Source organism: Sphingomonas faeni, from assembly GCF_040407565.1.
Lineage (GTDB): Bacteria > Pseudomonadota > Alphaproteobacteria > Sphingomonadales > Sphingomonadaceae > Sphingomonas > Sphingomonas faeni_F.
The window spans coordinates 44,075-69,479 of sequence record NZ_JAPZPR010000015.1 but is presented as its reverse complement, the minus strand read 5'-3'; the positions used below and the strand labels follow the sequence as shown (position 1 = coordinate 69,479).

Below are 25,405 nucleotides of genomic sequence, written 5' to 3'. Positions count from 1 at the left end.
CTAGCGTCTCGAGTATTCCGGTAGGGCTGCGGCGGAGGGTGTCTCCGCCTCTATTTACGGTAGGGACTGTTGAGGTCGGCAACCCAACCAGCCGTCGCCCCGCGCTGTTTCTGCTGGTTAGGCACGATGTCGGCCTTGCGGCGTACGGCCGCTTTACCTCGCGCCTGATCAGGGTCGATCGGTTTCGCGAACTTTACGCCTGCGGAGCCGTCTTTGACCCACACGATGGTAGCGCCGACTGCCTCGAGCTGGCCGACTGCGACGAGTACGGTTGCGCCAGCCTGTAAGCCGTCAGCCAAGTCGATGCGCATGCCTTGAGGAGACAGGTCACGCACGCGATGTTTTGTCCTCGCGGCGCTTCCAAACCGCTCAAGCGTGGTGCTCAGGAACACGCTTTGGCGAGGTTCGCGTTGCGAGGTTGTGTGCTCGCCCTCACTAGTTCGGTCTGGACCGTCGGTCATGGCGTACAAATGGGGAAGCGGGGCGGAACTCGCAACGATCGGTGCCAGGGGTAGTGTTTCGATGGGGTGCATCGTTCGAGCGACCGTCGGCTGCGGCTACCAGATAATATGATCGGTAATCACGCCAAGCCTGACCAGAAAGCCCAAAGCCGCGCCTATCATCAGTAGGGTCACATAGACGGCAATTGCTCGCGTCCGGCTTCGATGGTCCATCTGGTAATTCATTTTCGATCGCCCCTTAGCTGACGCTGCTGGCAACGTGAACGATACAACAGGCGTTCGCAATTGGGCGTGACCTACCTGAGGCGACATGGTTCAGTTCTGATCTAATTCGGCGGATCGCTTAGACCGTTTGGGGTATCACGGGGGTCCATAGCGGCAAAGGAAGTCGAGACACCGCGCATTTCTGCGAGGCGGGAGCGGTTGCGGCGGATGGGGTATCCGCCGTGCTATCGTACTACTTCACCTCCTTGGGCAACAAGGTGACTTCAAATGACGCCCCATCTCGTCGTCGAAAATGATCAGGAATTTGTCCCATGGGCGGAACTTGCGACTTTGTGGCTTCGAAAAGGTAGGCACGTTGGTCCGGGCAGCGAGGAGATGCTCGCGGTCGCGACGCTGCGCGAAATTGTTTGTATCGCGGCTTCTATGAATTTGCCGGCGCGTCCTGTCCGCCTCCCAACATCTGCCATTCGTTAATCTCGAAATTGGCGAAGTAACCCCGCCCAGACTGCGGCAGATAATCGGCGAGGGGCGGAGTACGGGTGAGCGGCAGCGTTCGTGAAGGCGAGTGGCTGCCGATCGAGATCATCCTGACCGCGGCGTTTTTCACGCGCGAGAGCGTTCATCTCGCCGAACCTGCCAAATTCTACTCAAAGCCGATGGAACACGGCGAAATTGTAAAGGCCATGCAGCGGCGGATAGAGCGCCAAGACGCTGGATTGACCTGAAGGCTTGCCGCTCCCAATCGAACTGAAAAGCGGTACGAAATGCGGATGTGCGCTAAGCGCTCAACCTCGTGAGGCTGCAGCTGTCATGCGCTTTTGAAAAGCAGTAGAAAGTTGTGTCGCTGAGTAGGGCTTGCGGATCAGCTCCAGACCTTCGACGCCCTGCTCTGCGAGGACATGGCTATAGCCGCTTGCCAACACCACCGGGAGAGCCGGCAGGTCACGCGCAAGCCGCTTAGCCAGCTCGATCCCACCCATTCCTGGCATAACCACGTCCGAGAAAACGATGTCGAAGCCGTCTCCGTCGTCCCCCAGTTGCTCCAGCGCCTCCTCGGCACTCGTCACCCACCTGGTACGATAGCCAAGATCTTCGAGGAGTTGGGTGGCGAATTGTCCGACACTGATATTGTCCTCGACCACCAGAACGCACCGGCCTGCGCCATCGACCGGTTCCGCCTCTGTCGTAGGCCGGGGCTCGCCCGTCCAAACCGCATGGGCTTGAGGCAGGTAGAGCGTGAACGTCGCCCCCTCGCCGGGAACGCTATGGACATCCACGTCGCCGCCCGACTGCTTGGCGAAGCCGAACACCTGGCTCAGGCCGAGCCCCGTGCCCTTACCCACCTCCTTGGTCGTGAAGAAGGGTTCGAAGATTCGCTCCAAAACGTCCGCTGGAATGCCGGTGCCGGTGTCGGTTAGCGACACCGCAACGAATTCACCGGCGCCGGGGCCATGCCCACGGATCGCCGGCATCCTGGAGCCGCAGCGCAGCCTTATCGTCAGCGTTCCTTTGCCATCCATTGCGTCACGAGCGTTAACCGCCAGATTGACCAGTGCCGTCTCGAACTGACTGACATCGGCCCGGATCCGGCATTCTTCTTGCGACATCTCATACTGGATAGTGACCTGCGCGCCGGTGATGCTGTCGAGCATGTCGCTGATCGCGCCGAGGCGCTGTTCCACCTCGATCACTTCCGGCTCCAGCGTTTGCCGGCGTGCGAAGGCCAGAAGCTGACCCGTGAGCTTGGACGCCCGATCGGCGGTGTCGCCGATCGCATCGAGATAGCGCTGGCGCTTGTCGGGCGCGATATTGTCGCGCCGAAGCAAATCGACGGAGCCGCGGATCACGGTCAGCAGGTTGTTGAAGTCGTGCGCCACACCGCCGGTCAGCTGGCCAATGGCCTCAAGCTTCTGGCTCTGACGCAGCGCGTCCTCCACCGCATACTGCTCCGTCATATCACGGCCGACGATGTGGAATAGGTCAGATCCCATTTCGGGAACGGCCGTCCACATGATCGTTCGCTTGCTGTCGTCCTTGGCGAGAACGCGATCAACGAAGTCCGTAACCAGACCGCCTGCCGCCAGTCGTGCAACCACGTCGGCTGTCTCCGCGTGATCGGCCGGATCAACGATAGTGGTGAAAGGCCGCGTCAGCAGTTCTTCCTCGCTCCATCCTAGTAGCCGCGTCCAGGCCGGATTGACTTGAGTTAGATAGCCGTCGAGCCGCGCCGTCGCTATCAGGTCATTCGTAAGTTGCCACACCCGATCACGCTCGGCGGTGCGCGCCTGGACGCGCTGTTCCAACGTTTCATTCAGTGCACCCAGTTCAGCCTGGCTACGTTTGAGTGCAGCATCGGCCTGAACGCGGGCGGTCGTCTCGTTCGTAAAGATAAACAGACCGGCAATCTCTCCCTCCTCGTCGAGAATGCGGGAATAGGAGAAAGTGAACCATGTGTCCGCCTGACCGCGATCCGTGCTCAGCTTCCACGGGAGATCCGTAAATCGCTGACTGCGACCGGCGAATGCTTCTTGTATGATCGGCTCGGCCTGCTCCCAGGCGTCGGCCCACACCTCGCGGAACGGTGCCCCCATGGCCCAAACCAGCCGAGGCCCGAGTAAGGGAAAATAGGTCTCGTTGAAGAAGAAGCTCAGCTCGTCGCGGCCCCACGCGAGGATCATCGACTCGGGTGAGTTCAGGACTGTGCTGAGCGTCGCCTTAAGCGCTTCCGACCAACCCGCAGGTTCCCCTAAAGGATGATCCGACCAATCCCGCTTAAGGATCAACCGGGACGCCTGGCCGCCGCCTTCGAGAAAACGAAGGTGGCGCGGCAGGGCGGACAGTTCGGAAAAAGGATCATCGGTCATATCGCGGGCGCTACTACCCTCCCGAGCGGCGCTTTCCAAATCCCCTATATTCCTTGGCAAAACCGATTGTTAAAGCCACCTACTCTGTGCAGCGCGACCTTCGCGATTACGCCGCCGCCGCCTATCGAGCGGACGGAAAAAACGGCGTACGAGACCCATGAGCGGACATCCGAGCGCAAAATTGCGGCGCCCACAAACGGACGTTCGTTCAGGTCCGGCTTACGCCTCAGATTATCGAAGGCCAGCGAAGCGATAGGTAAAGACTGAAAGCCCCGCGCCCGCTAGATATCGCGTCGGGCGCGCTTTGGGATCGGCAATGCACAGATCGACGATCGGCTGGACATCGTGGAAAGCTTGCTCGTAGCTAGCGGTCCCCGGGATCGTAGCAAGAATGCGGTCAACCATCCTTGGTGCCTTTTGCATGATACAGATATACCCCGTCGAATTGACAGAACGTGCAATGTTTCGACCCATAAGTTGAAAACGGGCCTGTCGTAGGTAAAAGCGCGCAGCGGCACCGGTGTAATAGACGAAGTTGTCAGGGCCAGGAGCGGTGTAAGGACAGGCCCGACGTGCTGCTATGAAGGCGCGGAACGCACGCGCCGTCTCGGTCGATTGCGGCGCCGCCAGGAACTTGTGCATTTCAACCGGATATGTTTTTGCCAAGCACTGCGCAAATGCATCAAGCCTCAGCATTGCCGCTGGAGACGGCTCGACTAACTGTACAGCGGCCTCGGTCGGCGCGACCGCGATTATTCCAAGACCCATCGCGATGAAGGAAGAGGTTGCCCCAACATCCAGCCAGCGAACAAACGCTCCTGCACGCATTGTTCTACGATCCTAAAACCGAGCCACCTCGGCATCAACGAGTGGACTTCTATATGGGAGGGTCAGCTCGGCTAAAACTAAATTCTGCACTGCGCCGACGAACGTGGAGGAATCGGAGGGGAAGGTCGACCCACTTCCGGCTGCACAGCGACCGCCAGGCGCCGCCCGAAACCGACAGCTCGTTCAGCATCATCGACGGCTGATCAACCGCATTTCTAAACCGGCGGTTTACTGCGCATGCGTATACTCGATTGATTGATCTGGGCCGATGGAGATGATCGATGGGTCACTCGTCAATGGACCCCGCCTTTCACGAACTTCGGCCTTGGAACGAAGGCCGGCTGATTGGTGCGAAGCGGGCGCTGAAACAGCAACAGGTCTGGGCCATTCGCTTCTGGCTCGACCAGCAGAGGAGACTGCGCGACCGAGCGCTGTTCGACTTCGCCATCGACAGCAAGCTCCGCGGCTGTGACGTGGTCAGCGTGCGGATTGGCGATGTAGTTTCCGGCGGGCGCGTCCGTGACCGCGCCATCGTGGTTCAGCAGAAAACCAAACGACCGGTTCAGTTCGAGATAATGGACACGGCGCGAAAGACGATGCGAGCATGGTTGGAGCGACGTGGGGGGACACTGAACGACTTCGTTTTCCCGAGCCGCAACGACTACATGGACCACATGAGCACGCGGCAATATGCCCGCCTCGTGCGCGAGTGGGTGGTCGGCTTCGGCCTACCGGCGCAGGATTATGGGACGCACTCGCTACGGCGCACGAAAGCATCGATCATCTACAAGGCGACTGGCAACCTCCGCGCCGTTCAGATCCTTCTCGGCCATGCCAAGATCGACAGCACGGTGCGCTACTTGGGCGTTGACGTGGAGGACGCTTTGGAATTGGCCGAACGCACCGAGGTCTGAGCGGACCCATAACCGGTCATCTATAGCACTCTGCGCACTTCCCAACTTCAGACATTCATTCATGTCTGGAACAGAGGCGATGCCGCCGACATTCCCTCGCCTTCAACGGAGTGCTCGCTGCATTTTTCAAGCGATCTGACGCGCGTTTCGGTTGACCGGATCAACCTCTGTTAGATTGGCGTTCAACGCCGCAAATCCAGATAGACTGCTGTCATTCGACGTGTATTGTCTGAGCACCACACCAAGGAGACCTGCTGCATGCTGCTACCCATACTCGCTGCGGCAGTAACGCCTGCCGTTACCGCTGCACCACAGCAACCTGTCCAAGTGATGGTGCTTGGTGGCTATCATTTCGGCAATCCTGGTCGTGACAAGGTGAATGCCCATGTCGACGATGTCACCACGCCGCAGCGCCAGCGCGAACTGGGATTACTGGCTGATGCCATTGCAGAGTTTAGGCCAACACGGGTCATGGTCGAGGCGCAACGCCCGGGCCCGACCTACGATGTGACGGACTTCGCAACGTTTTCGCCAAACGTCCTCAAGACCGACCGGGACGAGACAACCCAGATCGGCTACCGCATCGCTGCTCGCGCCGGCCTTCAGTCCGTTCAAGGTATCGACGAGCAACCCGGCAAGGGCGAACCGGACTATTTCCCGATCGACCGGGTCGAAGCTTATGCAAAAGCTCACGGGCAGCAGGCCTATCTCGACGCCGCCTTTGCGACGGTCCAGGCGTCTGCCAAGAAGTTTGAGGCTGAGCAGGCAACCACCAGCATACCGCGGATGCTGATCCGCTATAATGACCCCTCTACGCCAATGGGTGGACAGGATTCATACTACTCCCTGCTCCGACTTGGTGACGGTAACGAGCAGCCCGGTGCAGATCTGAACGCCATGTGGTACCTCCGCAATGCGAAGATCTTTGCAAAGCTCATCAATGTGGCCAAACCAGGCGATCGCATCCTCGTCGTGTATGGGGCTGGTCACGGGTACTGGCTGCGACACTTCGCCTCAACGACGCCGGGCTACAGTTCGGTTGATGTCAGGCCCTATCTTGAGAAGGCAGCGAGCAAACTGGCGGCGCCGAGATGAACTTGTCGCTCCCTGCCATACCAGCGGCGGTTCTGCTGATCGGTGCGACCAACGTGCCCCACGACTGGGCAACGACCTTGCGGGCAGACGCCCAGGCTTATCACGACCAGATCGCCGACAATCACCCTGGTCCCTTCAACAAACTCGACCCTGACTTTGCGCGTCGCAACGATGCCGGTCTGGCTTCAGCGTTGCGTCGCGCTGCTACCGTCCGAGACTACCCGGGATATCTGTGGGTGATGCGCGGTTACGTGGCGAGCTTCAACGATGGGCATGTTGCGCTCGACCTCGATCAGCCAGCCCCCCTGCCGATCCGCTGGCCCGGCTTCCTGACCGGCTTTGACGGCACCGGACGTCAGGTCGTGATGACCGGAGCGGATGACGCTCCCCTACCGCTCGGTGCAATGCTCGTAAGCTGCGATGGCATTGATGCCCAACGTCTGACTGCCCGCAACGTCGGCGCCTTCCGAGGCAGGTGGGAATTGGTCAGCCAACGAGCGACCAATGGTGGTCGGTTGTTCCTCGACGCCGCCAACCCTTACATCAAGCGTCCAGTCCGCTGCCGCTTCAAGGTCGATGGCAAGCTACAGGACGTAACGCTCAGCTGGCGCGATCTGCCTGATGCAGACTTCGACGCACGTTTTGCCGCTACCGCACCGCGGGCGCGTCCGGAGTTCGCGGCTCGAACCCTTGCTGACGGCACGCGCTGGTTCTCGCTCCCCGGCTTCAACGGTGACCCCGACAGCGCTGATGCCAAGTCCCTAACGCCAATCATCAAATCGATGAGGAAGGACGCCCTCGCGATCGCAGCAGCGCCGCGCATCGTGCTCGACCTTCGAGGCAATGGCGGTGGATCGTCCGACTGGTCGTATCAGATTGCGGCTATCCTCTGGGGCCAGGCTGCAGTGAACGCGCTTCCATCAGGATCGGAAGGGGTCGATTGGCGCGCTTCGGCTGGAAACATCGCCACGCTCGAAGGCTATCGTACCGCCTGGCAGAATTCCGCCGATGTCTCGCAGGCGGCAAAAGACTGGGCTGCTCGTACAGCGAAGGGCATGACATCTGCCCGCGCCCGCGGCCAGGCGCTCTGGCGTGAAATCGATGCTGACGAAGCTAAGCCAGCGGCAAACGGCGCTGCTCCCGTGCTGAAAGCGCGGGTATTCGTGCTGACGGACTGGGGATGCGGATCGGCATGCCTTGATGCGGTCGATCTATGGACCGCGTTAGGCGGCATTCACGTCGGACAGGAGACAAGCGCTGACTCGCTCTACATGGACGTACGGCAAGTCGCTCTGCCTAGCGGTTTTGCCCGGGCCGTTATTCCGATGAAGGTGTATCGCGGCAGAAAACGCGGTTCGAACGTCCCGGCCAAGCCGGTACACGCTTACACGGGCGACATGCGCAACACCGATCTGCTCGAGCGCTGGATCACTGCTCTTTAGCCTCAAATAGTAATATGCATCGTCTATTCGATTACTTCGATGGGCGGGTATCCCACGGTGAAAGGGACATTCTTTTGAAAATGCTATTATCGGCTGCGTTGCTCATTAGTGTGGCGTCTGAAGCGAATGCTGCCCCAACGAGTCCGGTTCGGCTACCGTTGGAGAGCTACCGCAAAGGCGTAGCGGCACGAGTGAGGGTGGCCGGACGGGAGCGACTTTTTCAACTCGACACTGCAGGCGGACTGACGGTGATCTCACCAGCGCTGGCAAAGGAGATAGACTGCCAACCTTGGGGATCAATCACCGGGTTTCATATGACCGGTACGAAGATCACCGCCCCACGATGCGACAATGTTGCAATCCACTGGAAGAACCAGACCCTACAGAGCCCTGTTGCAATCGTCATGGACGTGGGGTCTCCCGACACACCGATCGATGGTCTGCTTGCCCTCGACGCATTCGCCGAACGCACTGTAACCATCGATTTCGCAGGTCGCGAGCTCACGTTGGAAACACGTGAAAGCGCGGCTGGGCGCAAGGCGAACGCGGTAGAGCTTCCTGCTCATTTGGCTCGTGAGATTGGCGGCCTGGCGCTGTCTGTGTTCATTGACGTCCCCACCGAACGTGGACCGGCGCGCCTTGAGCTGGACAGTGGCAATGGCGGCACGATCATAGTTGCACCAAAACTTCTTCCTCTACTTGGCTTGAAGAAGGTTACCGGCGAGGGGCCGCAACAAGGCCGCTTTCAGATCGCCCCCAGTGTCGAAGCGTCCGGGATGATCTTCAGCCCCGACATCGTGATCGATGGAAACCTTGGCATGCCGTTTCTCAAAGATTGGGTGGTCACCATGGATCTCGCTGAAGGACGGGTTTGGCTCAAACGCAGTGCCGTTGCTGCACCCGCCGGCATGGGGACCCCACCGCCAGTGAAGCCTTTGGGGTAATGAGAATCAAAGTCGCAGGCGAAAACGCAACGGGCAGCACGCTCGTGAACTTGACGGCCTACATTCGGGCGTCTGAGTTTTTCGACCGTAGCGTCGGTGGCCAGCCAATGAACAAAGGGGATGCCAGTGAAATTGTTGATGATGAGCGCGTTGCTCGCCGCCCTTCCCGCCGGACCATCGCAAGACCGCGGTCCACAAACGATGAGCCTCGAGCTTTTTCAAGGTAAGCAGTTCACTGTTCAGGCATCGGTTGGCGGCCGCGAGCGGACCTTCTTGTTTGACACCGGCGAGGGCGTGACAATGATTACGCCAGCCCTGGCCCGCGATCTTGGCTGCGAACCTTGGGGCAACGTCACGGCGTTTCGTATGACAGGAGAGCGACTGGACCTACCACGCTGCGATGACGTTGATTTTAAAATGGGCAACCACGCCTACACAGCACCGACAACGATCATCTACGATCTCGGCAAGCTCGATGCCGACACTGCCAGGCTGGACGGCTCGATCGGACTAGACCTCTTCGCTGGCCGTATCATCACTATTCGCTTCGCTAGTCGCCAGATCGTGATCGAAACACCGGACTCCCTCGCGGCGCGTATGAAGTCCGGTCTCGAAGTGCCGGTTCGGCTGGTGCGGGGAGCAGAAGGTGCCGCCCTCGACGTCAACATCGGGGTGAACACCCCCCGGGGTCGTGCCTGGATGGAACTGGACTCTGCCAACGCAGGGCCAACCATCTTCGTGTCGCCGCAGATCGCGCCGCTCCTGGGCTTACGCACGGACATTCGGACGGCTCAGCCGGTTAGCGCGACGATTACGCGCGACGTAGTATTTACCGGGCAAGCACGCGTCTTTCCGAATATGATCATGGACGGCAATATCGGCATGCAACTGATGGGCAGGCGCGATCTGACGGTCGATTTGGGATCCGGCCGCGCGTGGATCGGTAAGGCGCAATGACATACTTGCTTGGACTGATCGGCGTTCGGCTCTGGGTAGGCGGCGCGTTAACATGAGTGAGCCAGTGAGAAATGATGCCCACTTCTCCCGCCCCTCCTACCTACCAGGCGTCGAACTCGTATCCGTCGAGTATAACGAGCGAGCCTTTCCCGAGCACAGCCATGCGGAATGGGTAGTCGGCGCGGTCATGGCAGGCTGTGAGGCCCTCGCTGTTGGCGGCAGAACCTACAACGTCGAAGCAGGTCAGGTACTGCGTCTTCATCCCGACCAGCCGCATGCCAACCGAACGACGGGAGGTGAGACCTTACGCTATCGCGTCGCGTACATCCCCGACGAAGCAATACGTCCCTACATCGCCGCGCGCCTGAACGCGCCGCGGTTTGACTCCCCCGTATTGGCTGGCGATCGGTCTCACTCCATCGTTGCTGATGCGCACACTTTATTGTGTCGAGACGACGCGGGGCGATTGGAACAGGAAAGCGCGCTCGCCGATCTGGCTGGGGTTCTGTTCGCCGACCAGGTAAGACACGTATCGCTGGATACCCGGGTATCCAGCGATGCCGTCGCGCTCGCTCGAAGCTACATCGAAGCCCACTTCGCCGACGGCTTTGGGCTGGGCACGCTCTCGAGTGTATCCGGGATCAGCGTCTTCCATCTCGCGCGAAGCTTCCGCAAGGCAGTCGGGATCACCCCCCTCGCGTACCGCAATCAGTGCCGCATCGTCGCAGCACGACGCCTTCTGTTGGCAGGTCAGCCAATCGCGGAGGTTGCGCTTGATGTCGGCTATGCCGATCAAAGCCATCTCACACGGCAATTCCAGCGTATCGTCGGTGTATCGCCGGCACGCTACGCAAACAGGTAAGCTCGCACCGTTCGCGCGACAGCAATATCGTTCAAGGCGGCGAGATTTCCTTCGGCTAACCGCATGGAAGACCACCAGCGAAAGCCGATCACATGCACCACCCCATGACCCGTCGCTCGCTGCTTCAGGCTGGTATCGCCCTGGGTACGGCTGCGGCATTCCCGCCGGGTATGGCTCAGGCGGGAGAGCCGGCTCATGACGTGACGTTCCTTGAAGATTTTGACGAGCTCTGGCGGACACTGGACGAGCGCTACTGCTATTTCGGGGAGAAGTGCACCGACTGGAGGGCAGTGAGGCGAATGTACCGCCCGCTTGCCGCTGCCGCCCAATCGTCCGAAGCGTTCGCCGGCATCGTTGGCCGGGTGATCGGCGAGCTGTACGATGCGCACACCCACTTGAATGATCCGGCACCAGATGCGCCGCGCGGGCCATATTTCGATCTGTGGGTCGAACCCAACCGCGATGGTACGGCGTTTGTCACAAGCGTTCGCGATGGGTCCCCCGCAGCGGATGCGGGCATTACGCCTGGCCAGAGCGTGCTTGCGATCGACGGCCGCCCGATTGGACAGATCGTCTCGGACACAATGCCGCGCTGTCTTAGCCGTCCAGATCCAGCGGCAACGGCGTTTGCGCTTAACGTGGCGGTTTCGGGCTGGCGCGGCATGCCAAGGACGTTAACGGTGCGGTCGACCCCAGGTTCGGAACACGTCGTTCCTGTCCGCGTGAAGCAACCTGTTACGCTCCCCAATGTCGAGAGCCGGATGTTAGCTCATAGCATCGGTTGCATCGTCGTTCGCAGCTTTGCTGACGATGCGGTTGTGACAGCCTTCGACGAGGCGCTAGCAAGCTTCCGGAATGCACGCGGACTCATCATCGATGTTCGTCAGAATGGTGGCGGCGACACCGCGATAGCCCGCCCGATCATGGGGCGATTTATCACCAAGACGATGCCCTATGCCCGCATGCGCAGGCGCGACGGCAACCGATTGAGTGCTGCCTGGACAGAGACCGTCGAGGCGCGGGGCCCCTTTACCTACACCGGTAAGGTCACTGTCCTCACAACGCGGTGGAGCGCTAGCATGGCGGAAGGCTTTCCCATGGGCATGCGTGGTCTCGGGCGTGCGGCTATCGTAGGAACGCCAATGATGCGGGTAGGTGCCGCGGTCTTTCCGTTACGGCTCGACCGCACTGGTCTGGCGCTGCAATACTCAGCAGAGCCAGTTTACGACGTCCAGGATAAACCCAGATGGGAACTTGAACCCGATGTACCTGTCCTCATGGGCGGCGACATTTTGGAGGCTGCAATACGCTACCTGCGATCAGCGTGACCCATCCCCGGCTACTGAGAGCGTCTTGTTCATACTCCAGAAGCCGACTGAGATGCGCCGGCTAACAGGGTTGCGACTTTCAAGCGGCGGCCCTCTCCATATCGCAAGCAGAGCCGGATGGGCCGGCAGAGGTCACTTCAGCCAGGCGAACGCATCGAACTCGCGTGCGAAGACAGTGCGCGCAGCACGCTCGTATACCTTACGCCCAGCGTCGCCATTGGTAAGGACCACGATCGCCAGGCCCGACACGAGGTCCACAACGAACAGGTTCGCGACGCCGTCGTTGGTGCCCCAGTGCCAAGCGAAACGCCGCCCACCGTTACTCTCCATTCCCCAGCCTAGCCCCCAGTCGAGTGTTCCCTTCACCCGAGTGGTCTTCGTCGAGAGCCCCGGATAGCGCTGTGCGAAAGCTAGGAACCGCGCGTAGTCGCTGGCGGTGGTCCACAATCCGGCCGCCATGTTAGGCGTCATAAATATTGGCATCGCCGGTTTGCCAAGTGCGACGGCCGCTTTCTCCCGTTCGCCTAGCGTCCACCGGTCGACTGGTTTCGGCGGGCCAGCATCGCGACGCATTGCATAGCCGGCCGGGCCTTTGTCGATGAGTACACCTCCGCCTCCGTCGTGCGCCCACGCGACTGCTGGCTCGGTGCCCCTTGCCCATCCATAGGTGCTTCGGTTCATTCCCGCCGGTCGCAGGACCCGCGTTTCCACCACCTGCGCGGCGGTCTGCCCAGTAACTGCCTCGACCAACCGGCCGAGCAGTACGAAGCCCTCGCCAGAGTAGCGGAATCGCGTGCCGGGAGGGAACGCGGCTGTTAAAGGCTCGCCCGCTTCATCGCGCCAGTTAGGCAGGCCACTAGAGTGGGAGAGCAGGTGGCGAGGCGTAATCGATCGCGTCGCAGCATCATCCGTGAACGCGACATGCTCCGCCACCGGCCGGTCGAGGTCGATCAAGCCCTCCCGCACCATGTCATGAACCGCAACCGCCAGAACCACCTTGGACAGCGATGCTGCTTCGAATAGTGTTTCGGGTGTCGCGGGCACCGCATTAGCCTTTGCATAGCCGACCGCACCAGACGAGATTGCGCCGGACCCATCCAGCATTGCCCAGCTCGCGCCCGGTACGGACGCCAGGTCCATCCAGGTCGACAAGTTGGCGAGAATGCCGGGCGTTGTCGCGGTTGTTGCACCTGCCGCCACGGCTATGGCGAGCGTCCCGAAGCACGAGGCCGCGAGCATCGTCCGCCTGGACACCAAATCCATTATCAACTCCCGTCAGCGACCTACTTACCGGCATACAGGTTCGGCGCGACTAGGCTAGTTGAGACCACCGTCATAGAAGACCGTCGACCGATCCGCGTCAGCGACGACCCAGAAACGGACATTCAGCCCTGCTAACTGCCGTCTTGGAAGCGGCCGTTCGTTCAGCTACCCTCGCTCCAAACTCTCACGTCACTGCTGCTGATGATGCGGTTGCGCGGCGAGGCGAAAATGAGACAAAGCTCGAGTGAAAGCAGCGCGCCTGCCGCATCGAGCCGCTGTTGCTGCTAGGACGACAGCACGGTTTTGAGAAACTCGGAGTTCTCCCAAACCTGCTCCCCCCGGCTACCGTACTTACCCGTCAGCATTCCCAAGCCGGGAGCCCCAAGAAACGAGCCCGAGACAGATTCCTGCGGGCGCTAGGCCGGGCTCAACACCTCAGCAGAGCAATGAGTAGCTGTATCGAAGGCTCAACGGCTCAGGCTGACCGTGCGCGCGAGCGATCTCCCAGGCTGCCGCAGCTATGCCGCAACCGCAGATTGGCCGTGTGGGCGAGTGCTACCAGTATGCCGCCGGTCACCGTGACGGTGATTTCGACGCCGCCTTCCGGCAGGGCGAAGGCCCCTATCGTCATCAGGCCCAGTCCGGCGGTGCCAAGGCACAGCGGCCAGGACGCCGCGTGGCGCGCGTGACCACCGACCAGTGCGATCGCTGCGATCGGTGCCGCGAACAGCAGCGCCCAGCGGTGGAAGCTTTCGGGTATGACGATGAACGCGGACACGGCCGGTACCGCCGCCAGGAGGATCGGCAGCACGAGACAGTGAACCATGCAGGCCGCCGATCCCGCCATCGCCGCGCGGTCGAGCCAATCCATTCCGTAATTCCGTATCGTTCTCATCTTGCCACAACCACCATCAACACAGTAATGATACATCATATCATTCAATATGAGGTAGGTCGATGGTTCAAGATGCGAAGCCGCTGTTACCCGTGACGGTCCTGTCCGGATTCCTGGGTGCCGGAAAGACCACGCTCCTCAATCACATCCTCGCCAACCGGGAGGGCCGGCGCGTGGCGGTGATCGTCAACGACATGTCGGAGGTGAACATCGACGCCGACTTGGTGCGCAGTGGCGATACCACCCTGTCGCGCGGCGAGGACACGCTGGTCGAAATGACCAATGGCTGCATATGCTGCACGCTGCGCGAGGATCTGCTCATCGAAGTGCGCGCGCTGGCCGATGCCGGGCGGTTCGACTGCCTGGTGATCGAGAGCACCGGCATCTCCGAGCCCCTGCCGGTCGCAGCGACCTTTTCGTTCGAGGACGAGCATGGCGAAAGCCTGTCGGATGTCGCACGGCTCGACACGATGGTGACGGTGGTCGACGCCGCCAATCTGCTGCGCGACTATGCCAGCACCGACTTTCTAGCCGACCGCGGCGAGGCGCTTGGCGACGACGATCGCCGCAGCCTGGTCGGGTTGCTGGTCGAGCAGATCGAGTTCGCGGACGTGATCGTCATTACCAAGACCGATCTCGTCGATGCTGCGCAGCTGGCGACCGTGCGCAAGCTGGTGGCGTCGCTCAACGCCGATGCCCGCATCGTCGAGGCACGCCACGGACACGTATTGCTCGACTCGGTGATCGGGACCGGGCTGTTCGACGACGAGAAGGCGGAACTGCACCCGCTCTGGGCCAAGGAACTCTACGGCCACGCCGAACATCGTCCCGAGAGCGAGGAATACGGCGTCGAGAGCTTCGTCTATCGGGCTCGCGCGCCGTTCGACCCCGTGAAGTTCCACGCGTTCGCACGCGGCGGCTGGCCGGGTGTGGTCCGGGCCAAGGGCCATTTCTGGCTCGCGACGCGACCCGACTGGTGCGGCGAACTCGCACAAGCCGGCGCCCAGTCGGTGACCGAGGCGCTGGGCCGCTGGTGGGCGTGCGTACCGGAAACGAAGCGCCCGAGCGGCGAGGCCTGGGACCGGATGGTTGCGGCGAAATGGTCGCCGATCTGGGGCGACCGGCGGCAGGAACTGGTCTTCATCGGCATCGAGATGGACGAGGCGGAGATCAGGCGGCGCCTCGATGCGTGCCTCGTCCCCGCGGCCGATTTCACGCCCCGGCTGTGGGAGGGGCTGCCCGATCCGTTCCCCGCCTGGGGCGTGCGGGAGATGGCCTGATGAACGGCGCGGCGATACTCGCCCCGTGCCGCTCGCACGTTCACCGTGCGCGGACCGTCGATGCCTTCGCGGCGATCCTCGACCCCGACGTGAACCTTGCGATCTGGGATCGTCCGTCGATGCTGCCGGTCGGGTCGCTGGACGGCTTCGGCACCATCCAGATGACGACGACGGTCGGTCGCGCGCATGCCGCACTGACCGATGCGCTCGCACAACAGCCGCCGGCCGCCTGGCATGCGGATATCGCCGCGGACATCGCTACGCTGGCCGAGTCCTTCGCCGCGATCATGGATCTGTCGCACGTCGTGATCCGGCTGGAACGGGTAGTCGGCGACGCCTGCAAGCGCTGGCACGCGGATTACGTGTCCGTCCGGCTGATCTGCACCTATCGCGGATCGGGGACGCAGTGGATCGAACGGTTGGTAGAGAGCGCCGATGCGCCGGCGGTCGAGACACCGCGATCGCTCGCTCAAGGCGCGGTCGGCCTGTTCAAGGGCCGCATCCTCGCCGGCGAGCAGGCAATCGTCCACCGCTCGCCACCAATCGCGGGCACCGGCGAGGAGCGGTTGCTGCTCGTGATCGACGGTCCGCCGCCAGCGGACACCGCTGCGCTGTGGGAGCGGGCGATGCAACGTGGCTGACATATTCGCGGCCCATCATCGTCACGCGATCGGCGGGCACGTTCTCACGATTCCCATGATCCAAGCCATCAGGATGCCGACCCCATGACCCGTTTGCCGCTAATCATCGCCGTCACGCTGGCAAGTCTTGGTGGCATTGCCGGTGCGCAGCAAACGCTCGGACCGGCAGGGTATCTAAAGCCCGGCGCGTTCGATGTGCTGGCCGTCCTGCCGCCTGCCCCGAAGGCGACCGATCCCCGCGGTCTCGCCGACCGCGCGATCTTCAAGGCAACGCGGGCTTTGCAGGGCAGTCCTCGCTGGGCGATGGCGACAAACGACGTGAAGTCCGCCCCCGCCGACCTCTTCCGCGATTTCAACTGCGCCATGGGGATCACGATGACGCCTGAAAACGCGCCACGGACGGCCGCGCTAATTCGGCGCGCCATGTTCGACACCGGACGACAGACCGGCATCGCGAAGACATTCTACAAGCGGCAGCGCCCGTTCCTGATCGACCGCGGACCGATCTGCCAGCCTGCATCGGAGGTCGCGGACAGCTATGATTATCCGTCGGGCCGTACGACTGCCGGCTGGACGATGGCGACGTTGCTCGCGGAGATCGCTCCCGATCGCGCAACCGCGCTGCTCGCGCGTGGTCGGGCGTATGGCGAAAGCCGGATCGTGTGCGGCGTCCACAATGCCAGCGCGGTCGAGGCGGGGCGGCTGTCGGCCTCGTCGACGCTGACCGCCATGCAGGGCGATCCGGCCTTCACCACCGATCTTGCCGCGGCCAGACAGGAGATCGCGGCGCTCCGACAGCCCGGCGCCGCGGCGAAACACGATACGGTCCAGTGCACACGTGAGGCGGCACTCGTCGCCCAGCCCCTCTACTGACGAGACACTCATGACCGACTCGACCGGCTCGCGCCTGCTGCTCAATCGCCGCACCATGATCGGTGCCACTGCCGCCATGATCGGCGCACCCGCGATCCTGCGCGCGCAGCAACTCTTCGCCGCCTACCCGTTTCGCCTCGGTATCGCGGCGGGCGATCCAGCCGCGGACGGCTTCGTCATCTGGACCCGCCTCGCCCCCGATCCGCTGGCCGAGCATGGCGGCATGCCGATGCAGCCGGTCGAGGTCGAGTGGCAGGTCGCGACCGATCCGCGCTTTGCGACGCTGGTGGCCGGCAGCAAGGCGCTCGCGCGTCCGGAACTCGCGCACTCGGTCCATGTCGAGGTCGCGGGACTGCAGCCCGATCGCCCCTATTGGTACCGTTTCACGGTCGGCAGCGAGCGCTCGACCGCGGGATGCGCGCGCACCCTGCCGATCGCCGGCGCATCGCTCGACCGGCTACGTTTCGCGGTCGCGGGGTGCCAGAATTACGAGGACGGTCTCTACACCGCCTATCGCCACCTTGCCGCGGACGATCCGGCGTTCGTCTTCCATTACGGCGATTATATCTACGAGGGCCGAAGCGCGCCGATGCCGGTCGGCTATGACGGCAAGCCCCGACGGTTCGTCCGCGAGCATGCCGGGCAGAAGCTGTTCGACCTCGCCGATTATCGCCGTCGCTACGCCCAGTACAAGACCGATCCGGACCTGCAGGCCGCGCATGCCGCAGCCGCATGGTTCGTGACGTTCGACGATCACGAAATCGAGAACAACTGGGTCGGCGAGATCGACCAGGAGAAGGACCCGCCCGAAGTGTTCGCGCTGCGCCGCGCCGCTGCGTTCCAGGCCTATTACGAGCACATGCCGCTGCGCCGATCGGCCTTTCCGGGGCCCGCCGGGATGCAGATCTATCGCCGGGCGACGGTCGGCAATCTGCTCGACCTGCATTTGCTCGACACCCGGCAATTCCGGACCGATCAGCCGTGCGACGACGGCTTCAAGACCCGCTGTGCGGGCTGGGCCGACCCCGCCGCGCAGGTGATGGGACGGACCCAGGAAGCATGGCTCGCCAACGCCCTGAAGCAAAAAAAGGCCCGCTGGAACGCGCTGGCGCAACAGGTGATGATGATGCCGCTCGATCGGCGGACCGGCGACGAACCCGTACCGATCCGCAACATGGACAGCTGGGGCGGCTATGACGCGCCGCGCGAACGCGTGCTGAAGATGGTCGAGGGGCTCGGCAACATGGTCGTGCTGACCGGCGACGAGCATCAGAATTATGCCGGCGTGCTGCGTACCGACGGCGGCCAGGGGGATGCAGTCGCGGTCGAGTTCGTCGGCACATCGATCACCTCGGGCGGCGACGGCGCGGATCGGCGGGGCGGCGAAGATCGCATCCGCGCCCGCAACCCGTTCCTCGCCTGGACCAACGACCGGCGCGGCTATCTGCTGTGCGATGTGAACGCCGACCAGTGGAAGACCAACTTCCGTACCGTCGATACCGTCACGCGGCCCGATGGCGTTATCAAGACGTCTGGTACGGCGATCGTCGAGCATGGCCGTGCCGCAGTGAAAGTGACCTAAACTTGCCCGAGTATGGTGCCAGAAATCGCGATCTGTGCATATACGAAAAACACTGCGTTTGCGCTTCAGTTCTCTAAACGTGCGCTTCAAATGATAAACTGCAGAAACGATGACTGATCGGCTTTCTGCAGTAACTTGACCCACTTGCGGTCATTCGCGGCCTCTTTCTGGCTCCCCAACTTCTGCCATCCATTCAGTATTGCAGCAGAGAAGGTGCTGAGCCTCGGCCCTGCACGCTGACTCGCCAGCTTTCAAAGGATGATGAGGCGGCAAAGCTTTTGCCGGCCCATTAACGGGCTGTCGGCTGCATAAGCTCTATCGTGATATGATCGGGGCCTGAAACGTAGGCCACCAACGTTCCCTTCCGTGGACCACCTGGGATCGGCAGCGGATTACCTTTCGCCTTCCATCCTGCTGCCTCGACACGGGCAATGGCGACATGAATGTCCTTTACGGTCAGAGCCAAGTGGGCCGCTCCGATCGATCCCGCGCCGCTGGGCACCGTCCCGTTCTGGAGCCCGTTTGAATATTCCAACAGTTCGACCACGTAGCCGTCTTGTGCCTTGACGATTGCCGTTCTCACTTTCGGATCATCGACACCTGTCACCTGATGAAGGAAGTCGACCCCCATCTCCGATTGCCGCTCAAGTGTGAAACCGAGCGCTCCCGTCCAGAACCGAACGGCTTCGTCCAAAGAATACACAGCGAAGCCTGTGTGGTCCACGGCAATTACGTTTGTGGCGTCCGTCATCACTGCCCTCTCACTGGTATGCCGCCCGTGCTTACCACGCGACCGTTCACCATCGTAAACCGCTTTCCCTAAACCCTTTCCCGCATACACTTTCCCAACATGGGCTGGTGGACACGGAGAAACGGAAAGGCTTTGAGCCTTTTAAAGCAGCGAGTTCCAGGATGCGAAAGACCTTGGGAGCAGACGAGCGTGATCATGCAGCGATCAGGCGACCAGCGGCCGCGGAGACCAACAAAAGGGCGCCCGCGCCCCTTACCTTGCTTCTTACCTTCGGGCGCTGGTTCATCATGATTTGAGGCTTTCAGTACGCTGAAAGGTCTGCTTATACGGCTTCTAGTGGGGAAACGGCCAGTCCGATCAAGGAACGTCGCAACGCTCAACCGAGCCTCTAATCCGTCGCAATTCAAATTCCTCTCGCAGCACCCTGACCAAGGCTGCTGCCGGCATGGCACGAGAAAGCGGCGCACCTTGCCCCGCCCATTGCGCTCCGAAACCGTGCTCGCCTTGCGCCTTGGCAGCCGCGTGCAAGGCCTTTCCCGCATCATAGGCGATAGGATAATCAGGCGGTCGGCGTTCATCAACCGACTGACTCAGAGCCGTGAACCGGTTGGCCAGCGCACGCGCGGGTCGACCAGAAATTAGCGAAGTGAGGACGGTGTGGTAAGCGCCCTCACCGGTGAGGGCCGCCCGGTATGCATCGTCTGCGGCCGACTCCGGGCACGCGACAAAGGCAGTTCCCAGTTGCGCTGCCGATGCGCCCAGGTCGAGCGCCGCGGCGATGCCGGCGCCGTCCATTATCCCGCCAGCAGCGATGATTGGTAGGTTGTTCTTGCGCACCAGGAGCCGGGTCAGCGCGAATACGCCGAGCGCGTCGTCAGGCGCGATGGGGTCGAAGACACCCCGATGCCCGCCAGCCTCGATCCCTTGCGCGACCACCGCATCGATCCCGGCGGCCTCGATCGCGTGTGCTTCGTTGAGGCTGGTTGCGGTCGCCATGAGATAGATACCACGCGCTCGCAACGCCGAGAGCACGTCGGCGGACGGCAACCCGAAGTGGAAGCTAACCACTGGCGGCGCGAGGTCGAGCAGTACCGCCACCATGTCGGGATCATCTGCGAAGCTCTTGTAGATGGTCATGAGTGCCGTCGGGGGTTGTGCGCCGTACTCGGCGAACAGCGGGGCAAGCCAATCCAGCCATTGCGCTTCCCGCGACAGATCGGCCTTTGGGCCAGCGTGGACGAAGACGTTGACGTTGAACGCGCGGGTCGTGCTGCTGCGCACCTCCTCGATCATCGCCCGTGCGCCGGCGGCGTCGGTCGCGCCTACTCCGATCGATCCCAAGGCTCCCGCCTCGGATACCGCTGCCGCCAGCGAAGGTGTGGCGACGCCTGCCATCGGCGCCTGGATCAAGGGCACCGAGAGTTCAAACCGATCGATGAGAGACATACCTACGCCGGATCCGGTTATGAACAATTGTCCGCTTATGACTACGCCAGCGCATTAAGTGAATGGCGCCAGGTGGGCTAGGTGCGGATCGTCTGCCCTTCAACCGCTCCGACCCAGAAAGCGACATTGCCGAACCGCTCTCGCCCATCCACACATTTGCAGTTCGTTCAGGCGCCGGCGACGCCGCGATCAATGGGCGAACGCCGCCGGAACGCCGCCGGCCTGCGTTTGAGCCTTCACCGGGAGGAATGCTGAAATGGAAATCTGCCGAGCCTTCGCCGCGAAATAGCTTGTCCGGCGGTCCCGGTCAGGACCACACGCCCCGCCGCCCCTTTTCCCGCATCGCATCGATGAACACCCTGACCGCGGGCATAGCGGCTCGACCGGGATCATAGAGCAGGCTTACCGGCATGGCGGACGGAGCATGATCGGCCAAAACCTCAATGAGTCGCCCGCTCGCGATATGCGCGGCCGACTGGTAACTCAGTACATTGGCAAGGCCGACGCCTGCTTCCGCAGCAGCGAGGATCGCATCGATGCCGTTGACGGTCAGGCGGGGGACGATTTCCAACAGCCTCTCGCCGCGCGCGCCAAACGACCATCGGGTGCCGGCGCGCACACCGCTACCCATGATACACCGATGCTGGGCCAGGTCTCCATGATCGATGGGCAAGCCATGTTCGGCAAGATAGCCCGGGCTTGCCACGATGGTCTGACGGACCGAACCGATCGTCACGGTGCGCAGCGTGCTGTCCGCCAGCGTCCCGATCCGCACCGCCACATCGACACCCTCCTCGACGATGCGGACATTACGATCGAGCAGCATCATGCGCGCGTTGAGGCCGGTGTGGCTGGCCAGCAGCGCGCTGATGACCGGCAACACATGCAGCCGCCCGAATATGACCGGCGCAGTTACGTAGAGCTGCCCCCGGGGAACCGAGCGACCGCCCATGGCGATCTGCTCCGCCTCGCGAATGTCCGCGATTATGCGCCGCGCCCGATCGAGCAGGCTTGCCCCGTCGTCCGTCAGGGACACCGCTCGCGTCGAGCGGTGGAACAGCGTCACGCCCAGATGCCGCTCCAGCGCCGCGACCGCACGGGTCACGGCAGGAGGCGACAGATTGAGGACGCGCGCCGCAGCCGCGAAGCCGCGCTGCTCTGCCACCGCGACAAAGACGGAAAGGCTCTCGAAGCGGTCCATTATTCCCCGTATCGCAATAGTCCGTATCAGTAATTGCGAATTATCACATCTCGGGCAACTCGCCATCCTCGTGGCCATGGCGCAGGCATATCTCCACACCCTTTTCGGACCACGCGCTCGCGCGCTGCAAGAAGCAGCGGGGTCGCGAGCGTCCTACGCACGCATGGAAGCCGGCGCGGAGACGGTCGACCGGATTACGGCCAAAGAACTTGCGTTCATCGCCGCCCGCGACAGCTTTTACCTGGCGAGCACGTCCGAAAATGGCTGGCCCTATGTCCAGCATCGCGGCGGGGCAACCGGCTTCGTCCGACACCTCGGGGGCAATTGTTTCGGGTTCGCCGACTTTCGCGGCAACCGACAATATCTCTCCGTCGCGCATATTGCGGCCGACGACCGGGTTGCGCTGTTCTTAATGGACTATCCGAACCGCCGGCGCCTCAAGATCATCGGCCATGCCCACGTGAGCAAAGACCCCGCCGTCATCGCAGCGCTCATGCCGTCCGGCTACGCGGCCGAGCCGGAGCGTGGCTTTCTGATCGATGTCGTCGGGTTCGACTGGAACTGCCCGCAGCATATCACGCCGCGTTTCACCGAGGCGGAAGTGCGCCGCACTTCCCAGCCGCTCATTGACGAGATTGCGGTGCTTCGAGCCCACATCGCTCAACTTTAACGGGCAGCATCATGACCAGCAAACTCACACGCGGCGTCCACCATGTCGGGCTAACCGTGCCCAACCTCGATCAGGCACGCGCCTTCTTCTGCGACACGCTCGGATTCGATGAAGTAGGCGGCGTGCCCGACTATCCTGCTATCTTCGTATCGGACGGCACAATCCTGCTGACCTTGTGGCGCGCGGCCGACCCCGTGACGGCCCGCGCCTTTGACCGGCGCGCCAATATCGGTCTCCATCATCTCTCGCTCTCGGTCGCCGACGATGCTGCACTGGCAGCGGCGTGGGCCGCCGTGACGGCGCATCCAGAAGTCGTGGTCGACGCAGCGCCGGGCGCCATCCGTCCCGGATCAACGGCGCGCCACTTCCTGATCCTCATTCCGGGCGGGATCCGTCTGGAGTTTGCCACGCCCTTTGACTGAAAGGATCCGTTCGATGCCACGACTGCCCCTCCCTCCCTTCACCCATGAGACTGCGTCGCTAAAGGTCCGCGCCGCCGAGGACGGCTGGAACAGCCGCGATCCAGCGCGGGTCGCGCTCGCCTATACCGAGGACAGCCAGTGGCGAAACCGGTCTGATTTCCTTCGGGGGCGGGATTCTATCGTCACCTTCCTAACCGCAAAGTGGCGTCGCGAGCACGAGTATCGGCTTATCAAGGGCCTGTGGGCGCATGACGGCGATCGAATTGCCGTGCGCTTCGCCTATGAGTGGCATGACGATGCCGGCGCGTGGCATCGCTCCTACGGCAATGAGAATTGGAAATTCACGCTCGATGGCCTGATGGCGCGCCGGATGGCGAGCATTAACGACGTTCCGATTTCCGAAAAGGGGCGACTGTTCCACTGGCCGCTCGGGCCACGGCCCGAGGATCATCCGGGGCTGGAGGAACTTGGGCTGTAGCTTCAAGCCGTTGTTTTCCTACCGGTCATGGTTGATGCGCCGTCGGCCAGAGTGTGGGTGGGTTCCCGACGCTGAGAGGCCGACAGAAAACTGGAAGGCGGCGCCTGTCAGGAAGCCGCTGACGCTGAATAATGCTGTCATCGACCGCTCAGTTGCTGGGAGGACCCAGATGCGGTCGTTCCGACGCCATATGGCGCGCCCGAACTTCCGCCACTCGTTCAGGCTGCCTGTGCAGCGCGAATGCCGTTCACCCGTTGCGCTGCGACAAGACGGTGCCTTGGCATTGAGCCGCCTAGCCTTCAAAACCGCGGCATGACCCAAGAGACCATCGCGCGCCTCCGCATAAGCCTCAACGACATCGAGCCCGAAATTTGGCGGTCGGTCGAGATTCCGGTCACCGCCAGCCTCAAGATGCTTCACGACGTGATACAAGCCGCCATGGGCTGGCAGGACTATCACCTCTGGCATTTCGAAGCGGGCGACCGCCGCTACGGCGTACCTAACCCTGAGTGGCCGGACCGCAATCTCACGAACGCCAGAAACGTGAAGCTCGGCTCCCTCATTGACCTCGGAGTCCGCCAGCTCACCTACACCTACGACATGGGCGACGACTGGCGGCATACGGTCGTTGTCGACGCGGTCGGGCCGGCCGAGCCCGATATCAAATACCCTCGCTTCGTCGCTGGCGAGCGGGGCTGCCCGCCCGAGGACGTCGGCGGCTTTCCCGGTTTCGAGCTGTTCCTCGACGCAATGAGCGACCCGGCTCACGGGGAACATCAACAGCTACGCCAATGGTACGGCGGCCCGTTCGACCCTGACGACATCGACGAACTCGCTATAAAGCGTGCCGTCGCAGCCATCGCGATCCGCCGCCACGTCGGCAAGGCTGCCTACGAAAAGAGCCGCGTCCGCCACTGACGGGGATTTGTCGGCCATGCTCATGGCGCAAGCGACCCAGAACTGGACGTTCACGCCCCTTCCCTCGCTTCCCAACTTCGGACGCTGGTTCATCTTGCGAATGACCGATTTTGAAGCCCGGCTATCCGCTCTCGAATGTCGTGATAGGACAGGGGAACGGCCCGTCCGCTATTAGGAAGGCAGGTGGCGTTAGCGGACGTCGCCTGACGCTGCGGCCTTTCCCGAAAAGGATCGAATTTCGGGAATGGCCGGGATGGGAAGGATTGCAGACTGGCGACTTTCGGAAGCGGTGCTGGAGGAACCGGCCGTTCAAGCGGCGTACCCTGCTCGGTCAATCGCACCCCACAGGTAATAGGAAGGGACACCCCCGACGAACCCCGATCGATATAACCCGACTCCTTTCACATCAGCGCATTTCGATTGCTGGGCGGAGTGGGCGGCTTCGATAATCTCCAGCAGGGAAAGGCTTTCGCCGTCAGAGGCTTGGACTTTGACCGGTTTCGTTGCGCCGCCTTTCGAGCCAAACGGAATGATAACGACTTCCTGTGCTGGTATAGAAACGTCACCTTCTAAAGAGGTTAGGATCGGCAACTCATCCGACCAATCGGCGTCACGATGTCTAAATAAGCGCGTCGGCAAATCCGGTCGAAACTTTTTATATTCTTTCAAAGAGAATGGACTCGGCAGCGTCCTTGAAGATGTTTCTTTTAAATATGGAGGTGAGGTTCGATAGTAGATCGCTGTCCGCGCTTTAGCCATTACCCAACCCACCTCGCCTATCCCGACATCGTAAAAGGTTTCTATGGCGTCGGTCTGCAAAACGCGGATGGGACGATGATCCCAACTTACAGATACAACGTCTCCGCTCTGAAAGGGCATACTCATGCCACGATCCTGCCTTCCTGAATTAGCGTCTGCAATCAGGAACTGCGAAAGCGGCGTAGAACGGCAATATCTGGGCGATCCCAGTCGTTGGCGACGATTATCATGGTTGCGTCCAAAGAGATCGACACTTTTTCTAGTTTCGGCCGGAACGACGGTCAGATGTTATGCACTTGGACTCAG

The 25,405-nt window shown here is 61.8% G+C and carries 26 protein-coding genes; 17 read left to right on the top strand and 9 right to left on the bottom strand.

Features of this window, described 5'->3' with window-relative positions; genetic code table 11:
- Nucleotides 1-50 precede the first annotated feature (50 nt).
- Nucleotides 51-461 carry a PilZ domain-containing protein gene (locus O6Y00_RS21385; RefSeq protein ID WP_353444534.1) on the bottom strand — a complete coding sequence of 137 codons (411 nt, stop codon included), beginning with the start codon at nt 459-461 and terminating at the stop codon, nt 51-53.
- A 492-nt stretch (nt 462-953) separates the two neighbouring features.
- On the opposite strand from O6Y00_RS21385, the gene O6Y00_RS21380 reads away from it, so the two are divergent.
- Together O6Y00_RS21380 and O6Y00_RS21375 are read left to right on the top strand one after the other, a co-directional pair.
- A complete protein-coding gene (locus O6Y00_RS21380; protein ID WP_353444533.1) occupies nt 954-1,160 on the top strand; it encodes a hypothetical protein in 207 nt (68 codons plus the stop codon).
- 65 nt (nt 1,161-1,225) lie between these two features.
- The gene (locus O6Y00_RS21375; protein WP_353444532.1) at nt 1,226-1,411 is read left to right on the top strand and encodes a hypothetical protein; all 186 of its coding nucleotides are present in this window, start codon (nt 1,226-1,228) and stop codon (nt 1,409-1,411) included.
- A 60-nt stretch (nt 1,412-1,471) separates the two neighbouring features.
- Here O6Y00_RS21375 and O6Y00_RS21370 read toward each other — a convergent pair whose 3' ends face one another.
- Nucleotides 1,472-3,550, bottom strand: coding sequence for a hybrid sensor histidine kinase/response regulator (locus tag O6Y00_RS21370; RefSeq protein WP_353444531.1), 2,079 nt, complete (start codon nt 3,548-3,550; stop codon nt 1,472-1,474).
- 231 nt (nt 3,551-3,781) lie between these two features.
- Entirely contained in the window at nt 3,782-4,378 is a 597-nt protein-coding gene (locus tag O6Y00_RS21365; protein ID WP_353444530.1) for a hypothetical protein, read from the bottom strand.
- 296 nt (nt 4,379-4,674) lie between these two features.
- On the opposite strand from O6Y00_RS21365, the gene O6Y00_RS21360 reads away from it, so the two are divergent.
- The 7 genes from O6Y00_RS21360 to O6Y00_RS21330 all read left to right on the top strand — a co-directional run bounded on the left by O6Y00_RS21360 (nt 4,675) and on the right by O6Y00_RS21330 (nt 11,920).
- Nucleotides 4,675-5,292, top strand: a complete 618-nt coding sequence (locus O6Y00_RS21360) for a tyrosine-type recombinase/integrase (protein ID WP_353444529.1) — start codon at nt 4,675-4,677, stop codon at nt 5,290-5,292.
- 258 nt (nt 5,293-5,550) lie between these two features.
- Nucleotides 5,551-6,387, top strand: coding sequence for a DUF5694 domain-containing protein (locus tag O6Y00_RS21355; RefSeq protein ID WP_353444528.1), 837 nt, complete (start codon nt 5,551-5,553; stop codon nt 6,385-6,387).
- The gene (locus tag O6Y00_RS21350) at nt 6,384-7,829 is read left to right on the top strand and encodes a hypothetical protein (protein WP_353444527.1); all 1,446 of its coding nucleotides are present in this window, start codon (nt 6,384-6,386) and stop codon (nt 7,827-7,829) included. The genes O6Y00_RS21355 and O6Y00_RS21350 overlap by 4 nt, the downstream gene beginning before the upstream one ends.
- 14 nt (nt 7,830-7,843) lie before the next feature.
- Nucleotides 7,844-8,773, top strand: a complete 930-nt coding sequence (locus O6Y00_RS21345; RefSeq protein ID WP_353444526.1) for an aspartyl protease family protein — start codon at nt 7,844-7,846, stop codon at nt 8,771-8,773.
- Nucleotides 8,774-8,899: 126 nt separating this feature from the next.
- A complete protein-coding gene (locus tag O6Y00_RS21340) occupies nt 8,900-9,730 on the top strand; it encodes a retropepsin-like aspartic protease (protein WP_353444525.1) in 831 nt (276 codons plus the stop codon).
- Between the two features lie 52 nt (nt 9,731-9,782).
- Nucleotides 9,783-10,592 carry an AraC family transcriptional regulator gene (locus O6Y00_RS21335; protein ID WP_353444524.1) on the top strand — a complete coding sequence of 270 codons (810 nt, stop codon included), beginning with the start codon at nt 9,783-9,785 and terminating at the stop codon, nt 10,590-10,592.
- Nucleotides 10,593-10,696: 104 nt separating this feature from the next.
- A complete protein-coding gene (locus O6Y00_RS21330) occupies nt 10,697-11,920 on the top strand; it encodes a S41 family peptidase (RefSeq protein WP_353444523.1) in 1,224 nt (407 codons plus the stop codon).
- Nucleotides 11,921-12,052: 132 nt separating this feature from the next.
- On the opposite strand, the gene O6Y00_RS21325 is transcribed toward O6Y00_RS21330, so the two are convergent.
- Both O6Y00_RS21325 and O6Y00_RS21320 read right to left on the bottom strand, forming a co-directional pair.
- Nucleotides 12,053-13,183, bottom strand: coding sequence for a serine hydrolase domain-containing protein (locus O6Y00_RS21325; protein WP_353444522.1), 1,131 nt, complete (start codon nt 13,181-13,183; stop codon nt 12,053-12,055).
- 475 nt (nt 13,184-13,658) lie between these two features.
- Nucleotides 13,659-14,054, bottom strand: a complete 396-nt coding sequence (locus O6Y00_RS21320) for a MerC domain-containing protein (protein ID WP_353444521.1) — start codon at nt 14,052-14,054, stop codon at nt 13,659-13,661.
- Nucleotides 14,055-14,140: 86 nt separating this feature from the next.
- Here O6Y00_RS21320 and O6Y00_RS21315 point away from each other — a divergent pair, with 86 nt between their 5' ends.
- From O6Y00_RS21315 to O6Y00_RS21300, 4 genes are all read left to right on the top strand, one after another.
- Nucleotides 14,141-15,358 (top strand): GTP-binding protein, encoded by a 1,218-nt coding sequence (locus O6Y00_RS21315; protein ID WP_333922618.1) that lies wholly within the window; start codon nt 14,141-14,143, stop codon nt 15,356-15,358.
- Complete coding sequence (locus tag O6Y00_RS21310) at nt 15,358-15,999, top strand: DUF1826 domain-containing protein (RefSeq protein ID WP_333922619.1); 642 nt, start codon at nt 15,358-15,360, stop codon at nt 15,997-15,999. The genes O6Y00_RS21315 and O6Y00_RS21310 overlap by 1 nt, the downstream gene beginning before the upstream one ends.
- Before the next feature lie 303 nt (nt 16,000-16,302).
- Nucleotides 16,303-16,872, top strand: coding sequence for an acid phosphatase (locus tag O6Y00_RS21305; RefSeq protein ID WP_435368664.1), 570 nt, complete (start codon nt 16,303-16,305; stop codon nt 16,870-16,872).
- Between the two features lie 10 nt (nt 16,873-16,882).
- A complete protein-coding gene (locus O6Y00_RS21300) occupies nt 16,883-18,454 on the top strand; it encodes an alkaline phosphatase D family protein (RefSeq protein ID WP_435368662.1) in 1,572 nt (523 codons plus the stop codon).
- A 289-nt stretch (nt 18,455-18,743) separates the two neighbouring features.
- Here O6Y00_RS21300 and O6Y00_RS21295 read toward each other — a convergent pair whose 3' ends face one another.
- The 3 genes from O6Y00_RS21295 to O6Y00_RS21285 all read right to left on the bottom strand — a co-directional run bounded on the left by O6Y00_RS21295 (nt 18,744) and on the right by O6Y00_RS21285 (nt 21,852).
- Nucleotides 18,744-19,205: a VOC family protein gene (locus O6Y00_RS21295; protein WP_353444519.1), complete on the bottom strand. Its 462-nt coding sequence runs from the start codon at nt 19,203-19,205 to the stop codon at nt 18,744-18,746.
- Between the two features lie 357 nt (nt 19,206-19,562).
- Nucleotides 19,563-20,651, bottom strand: coding sequence for an NAD(P)H-dependent flavin oxidoreductase (locus tag O6Y00_RS21290; RefSeq protein ID WP_056025079.1), 1,089 nt, complete (start codon nt 20,649-20,651; stop codon nt 19,563-19,565).
- Nucleotides 20,652-20,958: 307 nt separating this feature from the next.
- Complete coding sequence (locus tag O6Y00_RS21285; protein ID WP_353444518.1) at nt 20,959-21,852, bottom strand: LysR family transcriptional regulator; 894 nt, start codon at nt 21,850-21,852, stop codon at nt 20,959-20,961.
- A 163-nt stretch (nt 21,853-22,015) separates the two neighbouring features.
- On the opposite strand from O6Y00_RS21285, the gene O6Y00_RS21280 reads away from it, so the two are divergent.
- The 4 genes from O6Y00_RS21280 to O6Y00_RS21265 all read left to right on the top strand — a co-directional run bounded on the left by O6Y00_RS21280 (nt 22,016) and on the right by O6Y00_RS21265 (nt 24,340).
- Nucleotides 22,016-22,522 (top strand): pyridoxamine 5'-phosphate oxidase family protein, encoded by a 507-nt coding sequence (locus tag O6Y00_RS21280; RefSeq protein ID WP_353444517.1) that lies wholly within the window; start codon nt 22,016-22,018, stop codon nt 22,520-22,522.
- A gap of 11 nt (nt 22,523-22,533) precedes the next feature.
- Nucleotides 22,534-22,944, top strand: a complete 411-nt coding sequence (locus O6Y00_RS21275) for a VOC family protein (protein ID WP_056025071.1) — start codon at nt 22,534-22,536, stop codon at nt 22,942-22,944.
- 13 nt (nt 22,945-22,957) lie between these two features.
- Nucleotides 22,958-23,422 carry a DUF1348 family protein gene (locus O6Y00_RS21270; protein WP_056025067.1) on the top strand — a complete coding sequence of 155 codons (465 nt, stop codon included), beginning with the start codon at nt 22,958-22,960 and terminating at the stop codon, nt 23,420-23,422.
- A gap of 312 nt (nt 23,423-23,734) precedes the next feature.
- Nucleotides 23,735-24,340 (top strand): plasmid pRiA4b ORF-3 family protein, encoded by a 606-nt coding sequence (locus O6Y00_RS21265; RefSeq protein ID WP_353444516.1) that lies wholly within the window; start codon nt 23,735-23,737, stop codon nt 24,338-24,340.
- Between the two features lie 309 nt (nt 24,341-24,649).
- On the opposite strand, the gene O6Y00_RS21260 is transcribed toward O6Y00_RS21265, so the two are convergent.
- On the bottom strand, nt 24,650-25,225 hold the full coding sequence (locus O6Y00_RS21260) for a hypothetical protein (RefSeq protein ID WP_353444515.1): 576 nt from the start codon (nt 25,223-25,225) through the stop codon (nt 24,650-24,652).
- Between the last annotated feature and the right edge of the window lie 180 nt (nt 25,226-25,405).